15 protein-coding genes are annotated in these 17,111 nt (G+C 63.7%); 10 read left to right on the top strand and 5 right to left on the bottom strand.

Going from position 1 to position 17,111, the window contains the following annotated elements; genetic code table 11:
- Positions 1 to 170 precede the first annotated feature (170 nt).
- From GTA51_RS10520 to GTA51_RS10505, 4 genes are all read left to right on the top strand, one after another.
- On the top strand, positions 171 to 1,541 hold the full coding sequence (locus tag GTA51_RS10520) for a TadA family conjugal transfer-associated ATPase (protein WP_160960919.1): 1,371 nt from the start codon (positions 171 to 173) through the stop codon (positions 1,539 to 1,541).
- 60 nt (positions 1,542 to 1,601) lie between these two features.
- On the top strand, positions 1,602 to 2,582 hold the full coding sequence (locus GTA51_RS10515) for a type II secretion system F family protein (RefSeq protein WP_160960917.1): 981 nt from the start codon (positions 1,602 to 1,604) through the stop codon (positions 2,580 to 2,582).
- Positions 2,583 to 2,591: 9 nt separating this feature from the next.
- Entirely contained in the window at positions 2,592 to 3,536 is a 945-nt protein-coding gene (locus GTA51_RS10510; RefSeq protein ID WP_160960916.1) for a type II secretion system F family protein, read from the top strand.
- A 150-nt stretch (positions 3,537 to 3,686) separates the two neighbouring features.
- Entirely contained in the window at positions 3,687 to 4,073 is a 387-nt protein-coding gene (locus GTA51_RS10505) for a hypothetical protein (protein ID WP_160960914.1), read from the top strand.
- Between the two features lie 236 nt (positions 4,074 to 4,309).
- On the opposite strand, the gene GTA51_RS10500 is transcribed toward GTA51_RS10505, so the two are convergent.
- The 4 genes from GTA51_RS10500 to GTA51_RS10485 are packed head-to-tail and all read right to left on the bottom strand — an operon-like array spanning position 4,310 to position 6,959.
- Complete coding sequence (locus tag GTA51_RS10500) at positions 4,310 to 4,636, bottom strand: hypothetical protein (RefSeq protein WP_160960913.1); 327 nt, start codon at positions 4,634 to 4,636, stop codon at positions 4,310 to 4,312.
- Positions 4,637 to 4,656: 20 nt separating this feature from the next.
- Complete coding sequence (locus GTA51_RS10495; RefSeq protein ID WP_160960912.1) at positions 4,657 to 5,112, bottom strand: TadE/TadG family type IV pilus assembly protein; 456 nt, start codon at positions 5,110 to 5,112, stop codon at positions 4,657 to 4,659.
- Positions 5,113 to 5,137: 25 nt separating this feature from the next.
- Positions 5,138 to 6,580, bottom strand: a complete 1,443-nt coding sequence (locus GTA51_RS10490) for a VWA domain-containing protein (RefSeq protein ID WP_160960910.1) — start codon at positions 6,578 to 6,580, stop codon at positions 5,138 to 5,140.
- Entirely contained in the window at positions 6,528 to 6,959 is a 432-nt protein-coding gene (locus GTA51_RS10485; protein WP_160960909.1) for a TadE/TadG family type IV pilus assembly protein, read from the bottom strand. Before GTA51_RS10485 ends, GTA51_RS10490 begins: the two co-directional genes overlap by 53 nt.
- A 329-nt stretch (positions 6,960 to 7,288) precedes the next feature.
- Between GTA51_RS10485 and GTA51_RS21245 the strand changes: the two genes are divergently transcribed.
- From GTA51_RS21245 to GTA51_RS10455, 6 genes are all read left to right on the top strand, one after another.
- On the top strand, positions 7,289 to 8,605 hold the full coding sequence (locus GTA51_RS21245; RefSeq protein ID WP_343039504.1) for a tetratricopeptide repeat protein: 1,317 nt from the start codon (positions 7,289 to 7,291) through the stop codon (positions 8,603 to 8,605).
- 34 nt (positions 8,606 to 8,639) lie between these two features.
- The gene (locus GTA51_RS10475) at positions 8,640 to 10,751 is read left to right on the top strand and encodes an ATP-binding response regulator (RefSeq protein WP_160960906.1); all 2,112 of its coding nucleotides are present in this window, start codon (positions 8,640 to 8,642) and stop codon (positions 10,749 to 10,751) included.
- 72 nt (positions 10,752 to 10,823) lie between these two features.
- The gene (locus tag GTA51_RS10470) at positions 10,824 to 12,416 is read left to right on the top strand and encodes an ATP-binding protein (protein WP_160960904.1); all 1,593 of its coding nucleotides are present in this window, start codon (positions 10,824 to 10,826) and stop codon (positions 12,414 to 12,416) included.
- Between the two features lie 46 nt (positions 12,417 to 12,462).
- Complete coding sequence (locus GTA51_RS10465; protein ID WP_160960902.1) at positions 12,463 to 13,185, top strand: lytic transglycosylase domain-containing protein; 723 nt, start codon at positions 12,463 to 12,465, stop codon at positions 13,183 to 13,185.
- On the top strand, positions 13,182 to 13,670 hold the full coding sequence (locus tag GTA51_RS10460) for a peroxiredoxin (RefSeq protein ID WP_160960901.1): 489 nt from the start codon (positions 13,182 to 13,184) through the stop codon (positions 13,668 to 13,670). The genes GTA51_RS10465 and GTA51_RS10460 overlap by 4 nt, the downstream gene beginning before the upstream one ends.
- A 115-nt stretch (positions 13,671 to 13,785) precedes the next feature.
- Positions 13,786 to 14,775 (top strand): radical SAM family protein, encoded by a 990-nt coding sequence (locus GTA51_RS10455; RefSeq protein WP_160960899.1) that lies wholly within the window; start codon positions 13,786 to 13,788, stop codon positions 14,773 to 14,775.
- Between the two features lie 288 nt (positions 14,776 to 15,063).
- On the opposite strand, the gene GTA51_RS10450 is transcribed toward GTA51_RS10455, so the two are convergent.
- Entirely contained in the window at positions 15,064 to 16,764 is a 1,701-nt protein-coding gene (locus GTA51_RS10450; RefSeq protein ID WP_160960897.1) for an FAD-dependent oxidoreductase, read from the bottom strand.
- Positions 16,765 to 17,111 lie beyond the last annotated feature (347 nt).

The following is a 17,111-nucleotide window of genomic DNA, read 5'->3' as shown; positions in this document are numbered from 1 at the left end:
TTACACGGGATGGCTTGCCGGGCGACTGCTCCTGCCGGGAGTTGTCCTGCGCCAGGAGATGAGCCCGCCCGGCCGCCGGGACGCCCGGCCTGGACGGTGTGGCGGCTGGCACGGATCGGTGGTAGGGATAGGTTGCGGCGGAAGAGCCAGAACAGGGAAGGAGTTAAGACATGGAACGCGGCCGACCGCCGATTTTGCGCCACCAGATGCCCCGCACCCAGACGCCGGCGACGGAGCGCAAGGAAGCGGGCATCGCCCGGGATGAATATTACGAGATAAAGACCCGGATTCACGACCGGCTCATCGACCTGATCGATCTGTCGCTGCTCGATACCCTGGACGAATTGGCCCTTGGCAGCGAGATCAGCAAGCTCGTCGAGCGCCTGCTGCGCGACGAATTTTTCCAGACCGCGCTTAATCTGGTCGAGCGCGATCGGCTGATAAGCGAGGTCAAGGACGAGATGCTCGGCCTTGGGCCGCTGGAGCCGTTTCTCAAAGACCCCAGCGTCAACGACATCCTGGTCAACTCCTACCGCCAGATCTACGTGGAACGGCACGGCAAGCTCGTGCTGACCGAGTCGCGCTTTAAAGACAACGACCACTTGAAAAAGATCATCGACCGCATCGTCTCCCGGGTGGGCCGGCGGGTGGATGAATCTTCGCCCATGGTGGATGCGCGCCTGCCCGACGGCTCCCGCGTCAATGCCATCATTCCGCCCCTGGCCATCGACGGGCCGGCCCTGTCCATCCGCAAATTTGCCAAGGAAAAGCTCACCATCGAGGATCTCATCCGGTATAAGGCCATGACCCGCGACATTGCCGACGTGCTGCGCGGCATCGTCCTGGCCAGACTCAATATCCTCATCTCCGGCGGCACGGGCACCGGCAAGACCACCATGCTCAACTGCCTTTCCGGCTTTATCCCCCACGACGAACGCATCGTCACCGTGGAGGACGCGGCGGAACTGCAACTCAAGCAGGAGCATGTGGTGCGCCTGGAGTCGCGCCCGCCCAACATCGAAGGGCGCGGCGAAGTGACCCAGCGCGATCTGGTGCGCAACTGCCTGCGTATGCGCCCGGACCGCATCATCGTCGGCGAAGTGCGCGGAGCCGAGGCCCTCGACATGTTGCAAGCCATGAACACCGGCCACGACGGGTCGCTGGCCACCCTGCACGCCAACACCCCCCGCGACGCGCTCATGCGGTTGGAGACGCTGGTGGCCATGGCCGGGCTCAATATTTCGGCCCTGTCGCTTAAACGCTACATCGCCTCGGCCGTGGACGTCATTATCCAGATTTCGCGTTTCTCCGACGGCAGCCGCAAGCTCGTGAGCTTTCAGGAACTCACCGGCATGGAAGGCGAGGTCATCACCATGCAGGAAATTTTCGCCTTTGAGCAGCGCGGCATGTCGGCCGATGCCAAGGTCAAGGGCGCCTTTGTGGCCCGGGGCATCCGGCCCAAGTTCGCGGTTCGGGCCGAGACCAAGGGGATCAAGATGCCGGAAGGCATTTTCGATCCCCGCAACGTGGCCGAGGTCTGATCCGCCGTGTGCGGCCAATCCCCAACAGCCGGCCGGCGGCCGGGATAGGAGCGAGACGCCATGGCGGGCGGCCTGCCAAACATCCTGTCTTTGGCCTTGCTGTTGTCGCTGGTCTATCTGTTTATCGCCTTGGCCGTGGCGGCCATGCGGCTGACGGATACGTCGGACAAGGAAATGCGCCGGCGCATCGAGCAGTTGACGCGGGGGGAGGGCCTTGGCCTGGAACCCGCCGATATCGTCAAAAAGCACGAGCTCAGCGGCCTGCGCTGGCTCGACGTGTTTTTAGCGCGCCATGCCTGGAGCGGGCGCATGAACAAGGTGCTCAACCAGGCCGACATAAAGGCCCCGCTGGGCATTTTTGTGCTGTTGTCCCTGGTTTTTGGGCTGACAGGCTATCTCGGGGCCGGGCTTTACATCGACAACCGGCTGATCCGGCTTGGTCTGGCCCTGTTCCTGGGCTTTTTGCCCTTTAAATGGGTGGCCCTGCGCAAGGCCAAACGCATGGGCGATTTCGAGCGCCAGTTGCCTGAAGCGCTGGAACTGGTGGGCCGGGCGCTGCGGGCCGGCCACACCTTCACCAGCGGCATGGGCATGGTGGTGAGCGAATTCGCCGATCCCATCCACACCGAGTTTCAGACCACCCTGGAAGAAATCAACTTCGGCCTGGGCGTCACCGTGGCCCTGGACAACCTCATGGACCGGGTGGATTGCCCGGACCTCAGCTTTTTTGTGGTGTCGGTCAAAATCCAGAACGAATCCGGCGGCAATCTGGCGGAAATCGTCAGCAACATTTCCTGGCTCATCCGCGAGCGCTTCAAGCTCAAGGGCCGCATCCAGGTGCTTTCGGCCGAGGGCCGCATGGCCGCCTGGGTGTTGTGCCTGCTGCCGTTTGGCGTGGGCGGCGTGGTGCAGATGCTCAATCCGGGCTATATGAACCTGCTGTTTTCCCACCCCATCGGCATCATGATGATCTATTTGATCTTCGGGCTTGTGGTCATGGGCGTCCTGGTCATCCGCAAGATGATCCGCATTGAGGTTTAGGAGGCCGCCATGGACTTGCTTGTCATCGCTTTCCTGGTTGCCGCAAGCGTCGGTCTTTTCGCCTACGCCGTGGCCACCTTGCGTGAAGAGGGCCGCAAACGCCAGGAGATCGCCGGCCGGGCCTATTCCGTCCTCAATCCGGTGCGTTCGTCCGATGCCGGCCGGCCGGGGCTGCTTGGCTGGCTGGAAACCATAGCCCGGCGGGCGGCGGCCTGGTTTGGCGATGTGGTCAAGCCCAAGGAGGCGGTGGAGCTTTCCAAGGCGCGCACCACCCTGATCCAGGCCGGCTACCGCCAGGCCAGTGCTGTGGAAATCTATTGGGGCATGAAGGCCGGGGCCGGGCTGATCGGGCTGGTGCTGGGGGCGCTGGTGGCCATGTCCGGCCGGGTGTCCGGGCAGTACAAAATGATCGTGGTGGTCCTCCTGGTCGCCATTGGCTTTTATCTGCCCGGTTTCATTTTAAATTCGAGGGTCAAAGCGCGGCAAAAGGCCATCACGCGCAGCCTGCCCGACGCCTTGGACATGCTGGTGGTCTGCGTTGAGGCGGGCATGGGCCTGGACGCGGCCATTTACCGGGTCTGCACCGAGCTGTCCCAAAAAGATCCCATCTTAAGCTCCGAACTGCGCCTGCTCACGCTCGAGCTGCGGGCCGGAAAATCCCGGCGCGAGGCACTGAAAAACCTGTCCACCCGGGTCGGCCTGGAAGATCTGGGCAGTTTGGTGGCCATGCTGATCCAGACCGATATGTTTGGCACCTCCATTGCCCAGACGCTGCGGGTTTATGCCGATTCCATGCGCACCAAACGGTTCCAGCTGGCCGAGGAACTCGCCGCCAAACTGCCGGTCAAGCTCCTCTTCCCACTGATGTTTTTTATCTTTCCAACGCTGTTGATCGTTATTTTGGGACCGGCCGGCATCCGCATCGCCGAAATGTTCGGGGGCATGCAAAAATAAGTCGCGTCGGTGCGGGCGCATACCGGCCCGGTTCAGGCCGGCCGGCGCGGCCGGCCTGAGGCTCAACGCGGCCGGCGCGCGCATCCGGTGTGCCGGACAAGGATGGCAGCGGGCCAAAGCGCCCGCGATGCTCGGGCAGGGGGAGGGAGTATGGGCCAGGCGGCCGACATCGCGCGCTCGGCAAAGGAGCTGCAAGGCGGCCAGCAACAACTGCTCGACGCCGTTTCCGGGCTGGGTTCCGGGAGCAGCGGCTTTTTTTCGGGCGTAAACGCCTTTTTCCACAATATCGACAACCTGCTGGCCCTGGGTATCTGCCTCGTTTCGGTGGTGGGCATCTATCGCCTGTTGCGGGCCGAGCATATCATTCCGGCCCCGTCCCGGCCAAGCGGCCCGGACCTGACCGGTCTGCTGTCCGGTCCTTTGGCCCGCCGCATGGTGGTGCGGGCGCTGTTTGCCCTTGTCCTGGCCGCCCTGGGGCTGGCGGCCGCCTCCGGCCGTCTGGCCGGGTTGGTGGAGCGGTTGCAAGCCTTCTTCTAAGCCCGCACTGCCGCTTGCGGCCTTACCGGCCGGACGGCGCACGCAGAAAATCCTTCGGCTGGCTCCTGGCCGGCAGGCGGCCAATAAATTGAGCAGGGCCGGCCGGGAGTGCTCCTCCCGGCCGGCCCTGCTGTGTCTGTGCCGCGCCGCCCGGGAGGCCGTCCCGAAGGCGCGGCGCGCGCCTGTCTGCTCTCCCGCGCCCGCGCCGCTGCCGCGACGGGCCGCCACACCGCCTTTTACTCCCGGAAGGGCCTGTATTGCAGCAAAATCTTGTCGTTGACCGCGAGCTTGAGCGCGGCGACATCGGTGTCTGCGGCATAGCTTTCGGCAGCGGTCAGGGCGTCGGCCGCATCCTCGAAGCCGGCCTCTTTGGCAATGGCGTCGAACTTGGCGTCATAGGCTTCGGGCTGGTCCCGGGACAGGGTCACGAAGTCGCTGGCGCTGACCAGGGTGAGATAGCTTTGGTAGAATTTGACAACAGAGTCCTTGGTCGCGGCCGCACTCGCCTGGGCGGCGAGCAGGAGCAGGGCGGCCAGGGCGATGGTGGCAACTCGGTTCTTCATGGCGGCTGTCCTTTGGCTGCCTACCACGGCTCGGAAATCTTGCGGGCCGAGGCGGTGAGCTTGATGTTGTCGAAAAACGGCTGCATGAGGGCGGTCATGGCCTGGTAATTGTAAGTGATCTTTACTTCGTAAGGCGTGCACGGCGTGGCCTTGCAGGTGGTGGTCGTTGCGGGCGTGAGCGTCAGGACCGGGGTCGGGGCCGCAGGGGATTGCTGCACCCCGGGCAGCAGGCCGTTGGCGTTCATATACTGCTCGGCCGAACCCTGGGTCGTCTCATGCATGGCCGCATCATGGGCGATGGCGGTCACGGCGCTGTCCATGGTCAACTGGATGCGCATGATATTGGCAATCTCGATGATGCCAAGGACCAGACTGAGCAGAATCGGCAGCACCAGGGCCATTTCCACAGTCAGGCTGCCTGCCTGGCTGCGTGTGCCGTGGGGCGGCTTTGGGTGCGCGTGGTATCCGGTCTTCATGGCGGGCTCGCTTCCGTATTGCCTGTTACGGCGTGCCGGTGGTGGCTTCTTTCTTGGTCATAAGGCGCTGGCCGAGCTGCTGGCCGATCTTTTTAAACATTTCCTGGATGCCCGCTTCGTTCGGTGCGTCGAAGTAATGGTCGTCGGTGCCGGCCTTGGACGAGGCGATCTGCTTCATGAGATTTTTATCCGTGGTGTCGGAGTCGCCAAAGCGGATGGAAAAGATTTCCACGGGATAGTTGAGGTCGTTTTTGGCCAGGGTGGCTTCGTTGAGCACGTACTGGTTGAGCAGGCCGCCGTCCTTGCAGTCCGGGATCTGGGCCAGGGTCAGGGCCGCCGTGGAGAGGGTGGAGTAGGGCGAGGCGCCCGTGTCGGGCTTAAGGCCCTGGCCGAAGTAGGCGTTGGTCCAATAGGTGTTCACGGTCTTGGAGCCTGAGGCGAAGTTGCCGCCGCACCGGCCGTCCTCGGTGTCGCCGTCGGTGAGCACGATCATGATCTTGCGCACCTTTTTATCAGTGCTGCCCTCGACGTAGGGCGCTTCGGGGGACAGCACCTTGCGGCCCCACTTGATGCCTTCGGAAATGATGGTGCCCGAGGTCACGGCACCGGCATTGAGGGCAGTGATGTTGCTGAGGATGTTGCTCTTGTTCGAGGAGAGGGCCCGGATGGGCGACATGCCGGAGCAGGTCTTGTCCGTGGAAGTGCTCACGCCGCTTAAGGTATAGCCGTAAAAGATGTTGGTCTTGGTGGTGGTGCGGGAATATTCCACCTTGAGCTTGCCGTTGTTGACGGTATCGTCGGCGTTGCGGCAGCCCGGGCCCTTGCCGTCGGGGTTTTGCTCGGCGGCCACCGGATCGTTGCCGTCGATGCGCACCTTGCCCTGAAAGGGCACGAGTCCGATCTTGGACCGGGTGGCGGCGTCGGAAGAGGCCGGCATGATCAGATTGACCAGACTGGTGGCTGCTTCCTTGACGTTGGCGATGGGCGTGCCCTTCATGCTGCCCGTGGCGTCGAGCACCATGACCAGCTCAATGTCGTTGTAGCCGGCGCAGGCCTCGGCCGCAACGATCTGGTCCTCTACGCCGATGACTTGGGAAATGGTCATATCCACGGTCGCCTTGGCCGATACGCACACGCTGCGGGTGGCCCCGCCGGATTCCACCACGATATTGGTGGCGTCGGCGTCATTGGCCAGCAGATTGGCCGTGGCGGCGGCGGCCGCCTTGCCGTTGCTGACATCGGGATCGTCGGGCAGTTGCAGACTGCCGGCCAGGGCTGCCGAGTCCACGGCGTTTTGCAGGCGGGTGTGCTCCACATAGAGACGGCCATAGTCCACGGCCACGCCGGCAGCGGCCATGACCGCGATGAGGCTGGCGGCCACCAGGACGCTGGAAGCGCCGCAGGCGTCGCTGCGTTCAGTTGGCGGCTGGCAGGGCCACAACGGTTGTGGTCGAAAGGGTGAACGCATTCGAGCCCAGAAGGCCGAAAATGCCAGAACTGCCGGACTGTTGCGAGAGAAATGGCGTGAAAACATGGTCCACCTGCACTGTTACGTTGTTGTTGGCATCGCGTGGGCCGATTGCAACCGTGGGCGCGGAGCCTTCGACGGTCGAGGAACCATCGGCGTTGCTGAAAAGACTGTTGATATAATCGGCAACGCCGGACGTGTCTCCGTTTTGCCGCGAAAGCATGCGCGCCCCTTCCATGGTTGCGTTTTGCAGCTGGGAATATTCCATCAAGGCCCGTGAACCTTCGATGAGGACAAGCAGCAGCGGGACCAGGATCAGCAACCCCAGAGCCGCTTCCACGGCTGCAATGCCTCGCTCGTCTGTATGCAGTCGTTTCATGGTGTTTTTCCTATGTTGCGCGTGGTTGGCTCTGGCGCGGTCGGATTTTTCTTAAAGTCTAGGAAGAATCGTGCCAAAACGCGATTTCCCGCTGTGTTGGCACGATCACCCGGTATTTAAGAGGGTTGCCGTGCACTGCAGCGAGCCGGACCGGCCTTGGAAAAAGCAGCCGTTCCAAGGTTTGTGGAATGGCCTGCGGCCAAGGGCCATTTTCCGGGAAACAGGAATCGGGCCAAATCCATTGGTCATGGAGCGCCCGGCCACGGCTCGTGTTTACCCCTGTGCCCGGGTCTGCTATGACCCGGGCTGCTCAGACAGGAGAAGGCAGGGTGAAAAGTCAATTCCGGGCGGCGCTGCTCGCCGTGGTCGTTGTGGGGTGTCTGCTGGGACTGGCCGGTTGCGGCGGCTCGGCTGCCAAGGGCAAGGCGACGGCAACGCCGGTTACAAAAAATAACGCCGGCAGTGACGCCGGCATCGCCGCCGGTGATGCCGCCCTGGCCCAGGGCAACCGCAGCGAAGCCGGCCGGCTCTATCTGGCGGCGCTCAAATCCGGGGCCGACGCCGCCACGGCCCATGGCCGCCTGGGCGACCTCTATCTCGGCTCAGGGGCCTTTCCCCAGGCCATGGACGCCTACCAGCAGGCCCTTAAAGCCAATGGGAAATACGCCCCGGCCCTGCAAGGGATCGGCTTTGCCCTCTATCTCGGCGGCAACAAGGGGCAAGCCGGCCAGTATCTGGCCCAGGCCCTGGCCCTGGACCCGTCTTTGTCCCGGGCGGCGGCTCTCTTGGGCACTCTGGAAAACCGCGACGGACGGCCCGAGGCCGCCCTGGCCGTGTCCGACGCCTCCCTGGCCGTCGCTTTTGACGCTGATGTGGAAAACAATCGGGGCATTTCGCTGCTGCTGCTGGGACGCGGCGAAGAGGCGGCCAGCGCCTTCCGCAAGGCGGCCTCAGTCAAGAAATCCGCCAAATTCTCCAATAATCTCGGTCTAGCCTTGTGCCGCCTGAACCGCTACGACGAGGCCTATGCCGCCTTTGCCGGGGTCGCGACGGAGTCTGCGGCCTTAAACAACCTCGGCGTGTGCTACATGGAAGCCGGCAATAAAGCCAAGGCGCAGGAATATTTTGAAAAAGCCATTGCAGCCAACTCCCGGTTCTATCCCCAGGCCCACGACAACCTGACCCGGCTCTCGGCCATGGAGGAAGTGACCCTGCCGGTCGTTCCCCAGGCGCTGCCGGCGGCCCCGGCCGGCCAGCCGGCTCCGGCCCCGCCGGCCCAGCCCCATCCGGCCCCGCCAGCCAAGGCGCAGCCGGCTGCACCTGCCCCGGCGCATCCGGCGGCTCCAGTCCCGGCCCTACCGGCTGCTGCTGCCCCGGTTCAATCGGCTGCGCCGGCTCCGGTCCAACCGGTTGCGCCGGTCCAGATGCAACCGGCGGCCCCGGCCCAGTCCGTCCCGGCCCAGCCGGTCCCGGTCCAATCCGGTGCGGCCCCGGTCCCCCCGACGGCTGGCAAAGCCGGCCAGGAACCCAAGCCGCTGACGGTGCAAAGCACCCCGGCCGGTGAGGCGGCCCCGGTCCCGGCCAAACGCCCAGCCACTGCCGCGCCCTCCGCTGTCGAGAAACTCGACCGGTCGGAGATGCCCTAACAGTGCCACAACAGGCCACGACGCAAGGAATGCCATGGGAGCTGCGCCAGCTGCACTTGAATCGATCCGCCTGCTCGTGGCCGACGACGAACCGCGTATCCTCGACCTTTTCAGCGAAATCCTGGCCCCGGACGACGATTTTCTCGACGGCCTCGATGGTCTTGGCGTCACCCAGCCCGCAGCGCAACAGCGCTTTGAACTGACGCTGTGCCGCCAGGGCGAGGAGGCCGTGGCGGCCGTGCAGGCTTCCCTGGCCCGGGGCCGCCCGTTTGCCGTGGTCTTTATGGACGTGCGCATGCCCCCGGGGCGCGGCGGACTGGCCGCGGCCGAGGAAATCCGCCGCCTCGACCCCTGGGTCCAGATCGTGGTGGTAACGGCCTTTACCGACGTCGATCCGGTGACCATCGCCCGGCGCGTGCCCCCGGCCGACAAGCTCCTCTACATCCAAAAGCCCTTTCATCCCCAGGAAATCCTCCAGTTTGCCACCTCGCTTACCGCCAAATGGCAGGCCGAGCGCGATTTCAAGACGCTCAAAAGCCGGCTGGAAACCCTGGTCTACGAACGCACCGCCGCCCTGGCCAGCGTCAACCGCAAACTCACCCAGGAGATGGAGGAGCGCGAGCGCGTCACCGGGCTTATCGAGTCGGCCAAGCGCGAATGGGAGGGGATCTTCGACTCTGTCCAGGATCTGGTGGTGGTCATCGACCGCGACGGGGCCGTACGCCGCCTAAATCTCGCCATGGCCCACCGCCTGGGCCTTCCCCCCCGCGACGTGGTGGGCCGGCCGTGTTCCTTTGTCTTTGACGCCGAAGATGCGCCCGGCCAGCTCTGCGCCGACATCCTGACCATGACCGACGGCTGCTACCATTCCCGGGAAATTGCCATTCCCCGGCTGCACGGCGAATTTCTCGTCACCTCCTCGCCCCTGACCCACGCCGATGCCGCGCCGCTGGGCACCGTGTTTGTGGCCCACGACATCACCGAGCGCAAAAACCTCGAACAGCGGCTGCGCCAGAGCCAGAAAATGGAAGCCATAGGCACCCTGGCCGGCGGTATCGCCCATGATTTCAACAACATTCTTGGCATCATCATGGGCTTTGCCGAAATGATCGAGGGCGAGGCCCAGCCGGAAAGCGGTTTGGCGCGGCGCGTCGGCCATATCCTGTCCGCCTGTCGCCGGGCCCGCGATCTCGTGCTCCAGATCCTGTCGTTTAGCCGGCAAAGCGATCAGGCCGCCAATCTCCTGCACGTCGGTCCCCTGGTCAAAGAGACACTCAAACTCATTCGGGCCACCGTGCCCAATGCCATCGCCATCCGCGAAATCATCCGGCCGGGCCGCGACGCCATCCTGGCCGAACCCTCGCAAATCCAGCAGATCCTTATGAATCTGTGCTCCAACGCCGCCCACGCCATGCGCGAAACCGGTGGCACCCTGGAAGTGGGCCTGGAGGAACAGCCGGCCGGAGCCTGTCCGCTGCCGGGCGATGCCGCCATGGGCGAGTGCCTGCATCTGTGGGTGCGCGACACCGGTCCGGGCATTTCACCGGCCATTATGGAGCGTATTTTCGATCCCTTTTTCACCACGAAAAAACCCGGCGAAGGCACCGGCATGGGCCTGTCCGTGGCCCATGGCGTGGTGCGCAAATACGCCGGCGAGATCAAAGTCAAAAACAACCCCGAGGGCGGGGCCGTCTTTGATGTCTATCTGCCCCTGGCCCGTGACGTGGCTGATGTGCCGGTCGTCGTCCCGGGGGCTGCGGCCATGGGGCGCGGGCGCATCCTGCTGGTGGACGACGAGCCGGCCCTGGCCGAAATTACCCGGGAACTCGTGGAATCGCTGGGCTATAGAGCCCAGGCCGAAAACGATCCGAAAAAGGCCTTGCAGCGTATGCGCGCCGATCCCGCCGCTTTTGATCTGCTCATTACCGACCAGAACATGCCGGGGCTGACCGGAGCGGAACTGACCCGGGCCGTCCTGGCCCTTCGCCCGGATATGCCGGTAGTCATGCTGACGGGCTTTAGCGAAACCATGGGCCAGGACGGGGCGCGGGCCTTGGGCGTGCGCGAGCTGCTGCTCAAGCCCGTCTTGCGCCGCGATCTGGCCGCCGCCATCGAGGCGGCCCTCAATCCGGCCGCGAGGGTGTAACGTTTATGGCGTAGGCCGTGCCCCTGGCCGCAGCAGCGCCGGGGAAGCAAACCAAGGGATGCGGGGAGGCACATGGACAGGCGGGAAATCGGCTACGTGGCCACGGTGGAAGGCGCGGAAGTGACGGTGGTGCTCGGGGCCGACGTTTTTGAGCAGGTGGCCGTGGGCGATATGGTCGTCATCCCGTCGCCGCGCTCCATGGTCTTTGGTCTGGTGCAGACCCTTACCACGCCTGCCCCTTCGGCGCTGTCCACGCCCGGGGACCGGCATCTGGCCCGGGTGGCCCTTTTGGGCGAAAGCCTTGGCACCGAGGACAGGGAGTTTACCTTTCAGCGCGGCGTCTCCCACAACCCGCGCCTGGGCGCGGCGGTGCGCCAGGCCGCCACCGGCGATCTGGCCCGCATCTATGCCAAACCCACCAAATCCAGCGTCATGGTCGGCAGCCTGCACCAGGACCCGGACGTGCCGGCCTACATTATCGTGGACGATTTTCTGGGCAAGCATTTCGCCGTGCTCGGCACCACCGGCTCGGGCAAATCCTGCACCGTGGCCGTGCTGCTGCGCTCGGTGCTCACGGCCCATAGAAACGGCCATATCGTGCTGCTTGATCCCCACGACGAATACGCCGCCGCCTTTGGCGACATGGCCGAGCTGGTGACCCCCGACACCCTGGTGCTGCCCTATTGGCTGCTGGATTTTGAGGAGATGGTGCAGGTCTTTTGCAGCTCGGGCCAGCCGTACCGCGAGGTCGAGGCCAATATCTTAAAAGAATGTGTCATGACGGCCAAGGCCGAGTATCTGCGGGGCGGTGCCGCTCCTGGCGGGGCCGACGAGATGGGGCTGACCATCGACACCCCGGTGCCGTACCGGCTGGCCCGGGTGGTGGAACTGCTCAAGGTCAATATGGGCAAGCTGGACAAGCCGGAAAGCTCCATCCCCTATCTGCGTCTGACCGGCCGCATCGACGCCCTGCGCCGTGACCGCCGGTTTTCTTTCATGTTTGGCCAGCTCACCGTGGAAGACATCATGGGCGATGTCCTGGCCCGCTATATCCGCCTGCCTACTGAAGGCCGGCCCATGACCATTTTCAATCTGGCCGGCGTGCCCTCGGAAATCGTGGATGTGGTGGTGTCGGTGCTGTGCCGGCTCATTTTCGACTTCGCCCTGTGGAGCAAGCGGGGCAGCGGCGTGCCGGTGCTGCTGGTGTGCGAGGAAGCCCACCGCTATGTGCCGCGCGACTCGGCCGCCGCCTTTGCCCCCACCCGCCGGGCCCTGTCGCGCATCGCCAAGGAGGGCCGCAAGTACGGTGTGTCCCTGGGGCTGGTCACCCAGCGCCCCTCGGAAATTTCGGAAACCGTGCTGTCCCAGGTCAACACGCTGTTTTCCCTGCGCATGAGCAACGAGCAGGACCAATTGTTCGTGCGTCGGGCCATGCCGGAAAACGCCGCCGGCCTTTTGGCCGCCCTGCCGGCGCTGCGCACCCAGGAAGCGGTGGTGGTGGGCGAGGGCGTGCCTGTGCCCATGCGCATCCGGCTGCGGGAACTCTCCGGCGAGGAGCGCCCCCGCAGCGACACGGCCCGATTTTCCGAAGTCTGGAGCGGACCGAGTAACGAAAAGGCCTTTATCCCCGACACCCTGGAACGATGGCGTCGGCAGGTGCGCTAGCGCCTTCCTTGTAAAAGCCTGCCGAAGGGGGTAGGGGGGGCGGATAATGGACCAAACAAAGAGTTTTCTTCTCCGGGCGGCCGTGCCCGTGGCAACGATCCTGGCGGTCGGTCTGTGGGCGTGGCCAGCCTTGGCCGCCGGCCCGAAAATGGTGAGCGCGCCGGCAGCCGGTGCCATTGAAATCCACGGCATGACGCTGCCTGACCCGGTGGCTGCCGGGCGGCGCGACAAAATGTTGCGGGAGGCCGGGCATAAGTTCACCGACAAAAAAACCGTGGCCTGCAAATACCCGGAAGTCATCGTCGATACCAAGCTGCTGGGGCTGGTCAACAGCCACAGCAAGAAAAACGGCCTGGACCCCAGGCTCGTCTATGCGCTTATCGAGCAGGAGTCGCGGTTTAATCCCTGCGCCGTGTCGCCCAAGGGTGCCCAGGGGCTTATGCAGATCATGCCCGACACCCAGAAGATGCTGGGCCTGACCGAGCCTTTTGATCCCGAGCGCAATATCGCTGCAGGGACGCGGTATCTGCGCGCCATGCTGGACAAATTTCAGACCGAGGTCATGGCCCTGGCCGCCTACAACGCCGGTCCCGGTGCCGTGGCCAAGCACGGCGGCGTGCCGCCGTATGAGGAAACCAAGGATTACGTGCTCAAGGTCGTTGACCGCTATTTCATGTTGCGGCTACGCTACCCCGACGAAGGGATCGGCGCGATCCACCAGAAATTGGTGGCCGGGGATTTGCAACCGGCCAAAACGGAGAAGCCATGAGCGAAACCCCCTGGCCGGTCGAAGGCGATCCGGCCCCGGATTTCAACCTGCCCGACGCTGACGGGCGCAGGCGCGCCCTGGCCGATTATACGGGCAAGTGGCTGGTGCTCTATTTCTATCCCAAGGATTCCACCAGCGGCTGCACCACCGAGGCCGTGGAGTTTTCCGGGCTCCTGCCCCGGTTTCTGGCCCTTGGTGCCGACATTGTGGGTGTCAGCCGCGACAAGCCGGCCAGCCATCGCAAATTTATCGACAAGCACGAACTGACCGTGACCCTGCTCTGCGATCCGGAGTTGGCGACCCTTACCGCCTACGGTGCCTGGCGCGAAAAAAAGGTCTGCGGCAAGGACTGCGTCGGTACGGTGCGCTCCACTTTTTTGATCGACCCCAAGGGCGTGGTGCGCGGCATCTGGCCCCAAGTGGGCAAGGCGGCCGGGCACGCCGAAATGGTGCTCACCACCCTGACCGGGCTGGCCGGGAGCTAGAGTCGCATTCACACAAAAGCATTGCTGTTTTTTTGTGAATAAAAAGCATAAATGCAACGTGTTGCTGCCGGACAGACCATATCGGAAATTGCCGAACGCAACATGAGGACGCCGCATGTCGTTTGCCGTCGCCCGTCTGCGCGCCGGGGGGCTTATCACCTCCTACCAGTGCCAAAGCGCCTGCCCGCATTGCCTGTATCGTAGCGGGCCGGGGCGGGAGACGGCCTCTATTTCCCAGGACATAGCCGCTGCCTGCTTTACCAAGGCCCTCTCGCTTGGGGCCGGGACCATGCATGTGGGCGGCGGCGAACCGCTGGCCGACCCGTTGGCCCTGGCCGGGGTGCTGGCCGCTGCGGCCGAGACAGGCATGGGTATCGAATACGTGGAGACGAGCGGCTCGTGGTACGACGACGCCGAGGAAGCGGTGGAACTGTTAACCGAACTGCGCTCCATGGGGCTCACCACCTTGCTCGTGTCCATAAGCCCCATGCACAACGGCTTTATTCCCCTGCAAAAGACCCGGGGCGTCCTTAACGCCGCGAAGCAGGCCGGGGTGGCGATCTTTCCCTGGCAAGAGCATTTCCTCAAGGATCTGGAAGTCTTCGCTCCTGACACGACGCATCCGTTCGCCGAATATCTGCACCATTTCGGGCCGGACTATCCGGCCGCCATCCTGCGCCGCACCTGGATCCATATGGGCGGGCGGGCTTTCGATCTTTTCGCCCCGGTGCTCGGCCGCCAGCCGGTGGAAACAATCCTGGCCCAGGCCTCGCCCGACTGTCTGGCCGAACTGACCGACACCAGCCATTTTCACATGGACCTTGCCGGCGACTACGTGCCCGGCCTGTGCTCCGGGCTGGCATTGCGCGTGGACGATCTGGGCGTGCCGCTCGACCCCGAGCGCTATCCCATCCTGACCACCCTGGCCGAATCCGGCATCAACGGCTTTTACGAATACGCCGCCGCCCTGGAAGAATACCTCCCTCGCCCGGATGGCTACGTCAACAAATGCGAACTGTGCCAGGACATCCGCCGGCATCTGTCCGAACGCGGCTGGTTCGAGTCCACGGAGTTATCTCCGCCCGAATTCTACGCTGTGCCGTAACGACGAGGCGAAGGCAGAAGATGCCTCCGGCGGCCGGGGGGATGATCCCCCCGGCCCCCCCAGCGGGAAAAGTTATAATGGGTTTTGGGCGTTGGTTTTCAGTTCTTTCGACTGCGGACCGGGAAAACTGCAAGAGCGCTTAACGGGAACCACTGTCACGGCAACGCCGTTCCCCTTTAACCTCCTGCCTTCCATGAGGGATTCCAAAGGGGCCACCCCTTTGGCCGCCGGAGGCATCTTCTGTCTTCCGTCTTCGCTTCTCTTCTCTCCGCTCCGCTTCTCGTCTGCCTAACTGACCGCGCCTTTTTTCCAGTAGGGATTGGCGATGTCTTCAAAGGCTGACAGCGCCGCTGTGGAACCGTCGCCTACGGCGTTAACGATTTGCTGGGAACCGCCGGTGACGTCGCCAGCGGCGTAGATGCGCGGGATGGAGGTGCGTTTGCCCGGATCGGTGACGATGTAGCCGTGGGCGTCGATGGTCAGCCCCAGTTCCTGGGCGATTTCGGTGTTGGGATTAAGGCCGATGGCCACGAACACGGCGTCGGTCGGGATATCCCGTTCGTTGCCGCTGGCCGTGTCGAGCAGCCGAACGCCGGTCACTTTCGCTTCGTCGCCGACAATTCCGGCCACCGTGGCACCGAGAATGGTGGCGATGCCTTCCTTGGCCACGGCATCCTGCAAGTGCTTTTCAGCCCGAAATTCCGGTCGCCGATGCACCAGCGTCACGTCCACGCCGAGGTTTTTCAGATGCAGCGCGTCGGTGAGCGCCGTGTTGCCGCCGCCCACCACCACCGCTTTCTTGCCCCGGTAGAGATAGCCGTCGCAGGTGGAGCAGTAGCTCACGCCAAAGCCGAAATAGCGGTCCTCGCCCGGCGCACCGAGCTTTCGCCAGGTCGCGCCCGTAGCTAAAATCAGCGCCTTGGCCACGTACACGGCCTTGGCGGTATAGATCTCGATATGCCGGCCCACCTTGACCTCGTCGATGCCCTCGCCCTCGTGGATTTCGGCATAGGCCCGGGCCTGCTCGGCGATCATCTCCATGAGCCGCTTGCCCGGCACATTGGCGAACCCGGGATAGTTCTCCACCACGGGTGTGACGGCCACTTGTCCGCCGATGACGTTTTTTTCCAGCACAACTGCGGTCAGGCCACTGCGAACGGCGTAGATGGCGGCGGTCAGCCCGGCCGGTCCGGCTCCGGCCACCACCACACCCACTTCGCGCACTTCCAGGCCTTGGGGCGCGGCCACGCCGGCGGCGCGTTGCTGGGCCAGCAGATCTTCGGCATGTTTGAGCGTCACCAGTTCCACCGCGAAGCGTTCCTCGGGCAGCAGCCCCATGGTGGTAAAGGTCTCGTTGATGGTAGTCTGGGGCACGCTGCCCACCTGGAACCGCTCGGCCAGGGCGGGATGCTGGGAGGCATCGACGCACACGGCCGAAACGAGGTCCGGGCGTTCAATGGCGCAGCGAAAGGCGTTGCCGACCTGGCCCGGACAGTAGGGGCAGGACGGATTGACGAAAACCTGGACGTCGCGCTTTTCTTCAAGCTCCTGGAGCAGTTGCCGGGAAATCTGGGTGAGGCCGCTTTTGCCGAGTGATAAACGCATAATGGTTTCAATGAGCGTGCGGGCTTCTTCACCCAACGGCGCGCCGAGATAGCGGATATGGTAGCGGGCCGGGGAGAGTAGCAGGGTGGGGGAAAAATCCACGCCGTGGCTTTTGGCCTCTTCGCTGTCGAGGCTTAAAAAGCGCGCCGTGATCTTGGGGGCCAGTTCTGCCAGCTCCCGGCACAAGGATTCCATGAAGCTGTTATAGGGCGCGTTGTGGTCGGCGTCGGTAAAGACAAGCAGTTCTACCGGCTCCTGCATGCCGTCGAAGAATTTGGTCAACTCCGCCAGATTGTCTTCCGGGATAAGCCGCTTGGGCGCGTCTTTGGCCTTGGCGTCCTTGGCTGCTTTTTTCTTCTTTGTATCGTTTCCGAAAAGGGCCATGTCGCCGCTCCTTGGGTCGTTCTTTGTTGGTCTTGCTCCATTGTGTAGCCCAAGCCGTACCGTTAGGCAAACAATTGCAGGGCAGGGCGCTGGTTTCTCTTGCGGGCCGCACAAAAAAGAATACAACGAGGTTCAGGGAACCAGGGAATCCGGTCCGGGGGGACCGGGATACGACACGGGGGATGAGGCCATGAAGGATGGGCTGGTTGCGGCCGCATTGGTCTTTTTTGCGGCCATCATGATGATTTTTCCGTTTGCGTGGGAGCGGGTCTCCGAAGCCGAGGCCCAACGTCTGTTTAACGAGTAACATCACCGGCCGGGAGGTTATGCCCCCCGGCCGGTCCTGC

The sequence above is a fragment of the Solidesulfovibrio aerotolerans genome (assembly GCF_009856865.1).
Classification (GTDB): domain Bacteria; phylum Desulfobacterota; class Desulfovibrionia; order Desulfovibrionales; family Desulfovibrionaceae; genus Solidesulfovibrio; species Solidesulfovibrio aerotolerans.
Note: the sequence above shows the minus strand (reverse complement) of the source record. Positions and strands in the feature narration are given on the sequence as shown.

Excerpts from the sequence above, each read along its gene's own strand:
- GTA51_RS10520 (WP_160960919.1), top strand. The coding sequence starts at position 171 with ATGGAACGCGGCCGACCGCCGATTTTGCGCCACCAGATGCCCCGCACC.
- GTA51_RS10515 (WP_160960917.1), top strand. The coding sequence starts at position 1,602 with ATGGCGGGCGGCCTGCCAAACATCCTGTCTTTGGCCTTGCTGTTGTCG.
- GTA51_RS10510 (WP_160960916.1), top strand. The coding sequence starts at position 2,592 with ATGGACTTGCTTGTCATCGCTTTCCTGGTTGCCGCAAGCGTCGGTCTT.
- GTA51_RS10505 (WP_160960914.1), top strand. The coding sequence starts at position 3,687 with ATGGGCCAGGCGGCCGACATCGCGCGCTCGGCAAAGGAGCTGCAAGGC.
- GTA51_RS10500 (WP_160960913.1), bottom strand. The coding sequence starts at position 4,636 with ATGAAGAACCGAGTTGCCACCATCGCCCTGGCCGCCCTGCTCCTGCTC.
- GTA51_RS10495 (WP_160960912.1), bottom strand. The coding sequence starts at position 5,112 with ATGAAGACCGGATACCACGCGCACCCAAAGCCGCCCCACGGCACACGC.
- GTA51_RS10490 (WP_160960910.1), bottom strand. The coding sequence starts at position 6,580 with ATGCGTTCACCCTTTCGACCACAACCGTTGTGGCCCTGCCAGCCGCCA.
- GTA51_RS10485 (WP_160960909.1), bottom strand. The coding sequence starts at position 6,959 with ATGAAACGACTGCATACAGACGAGCGAGGCATTGCAGCCGTGGAAGCG.
- GTA51_RS10475 (WP_160960906.1), top strand. The coding sequence starts at position 8,640 with ATGGGAGCTGCGCCAGCTGCACTTGAATCGATCCGCCTGCTCGTGGCC.
- GTA51_RS10470 (WP_160960904.1), top strand. The coding sequence starts at position 10,824 with ATGGACAGGCGGGAAATCGGCTACGTGGCCACGGTGGAAGGCGCGGAA.
- GTA51_RS10465 (WP_160960902.1), top strand. The coding sequence starts at position 12,463 with ATGGACCAAACAAAGAGTTTTCTTCTCCGGGCGGCCGTGCCCGTGGCA.
- GTA51_RS10460 (WP_160960901.1), top strand. The coding sequence starts at position 13,182 with ATGAGCGAAACCCCCTGGCCGGTCGAAGGCGATCCGGCCCCGGATTTC.
- GTA51_RS10455 (WP_160960899.1), top strand. The coding sequence starts at position 13,786 with ATGTCGTTTGCCGTCGCCCGTCTGCGCGCCGGGGGGCTTATCACCTCC.
- GTA51_RS10450 (WP_160960897.1), bottom strand. The coding sequence starts at position 16,764 with ATGGCCCTTTTCGGAAACGATACAAAGAAGAAAAAAGCAGCCAAGGAC.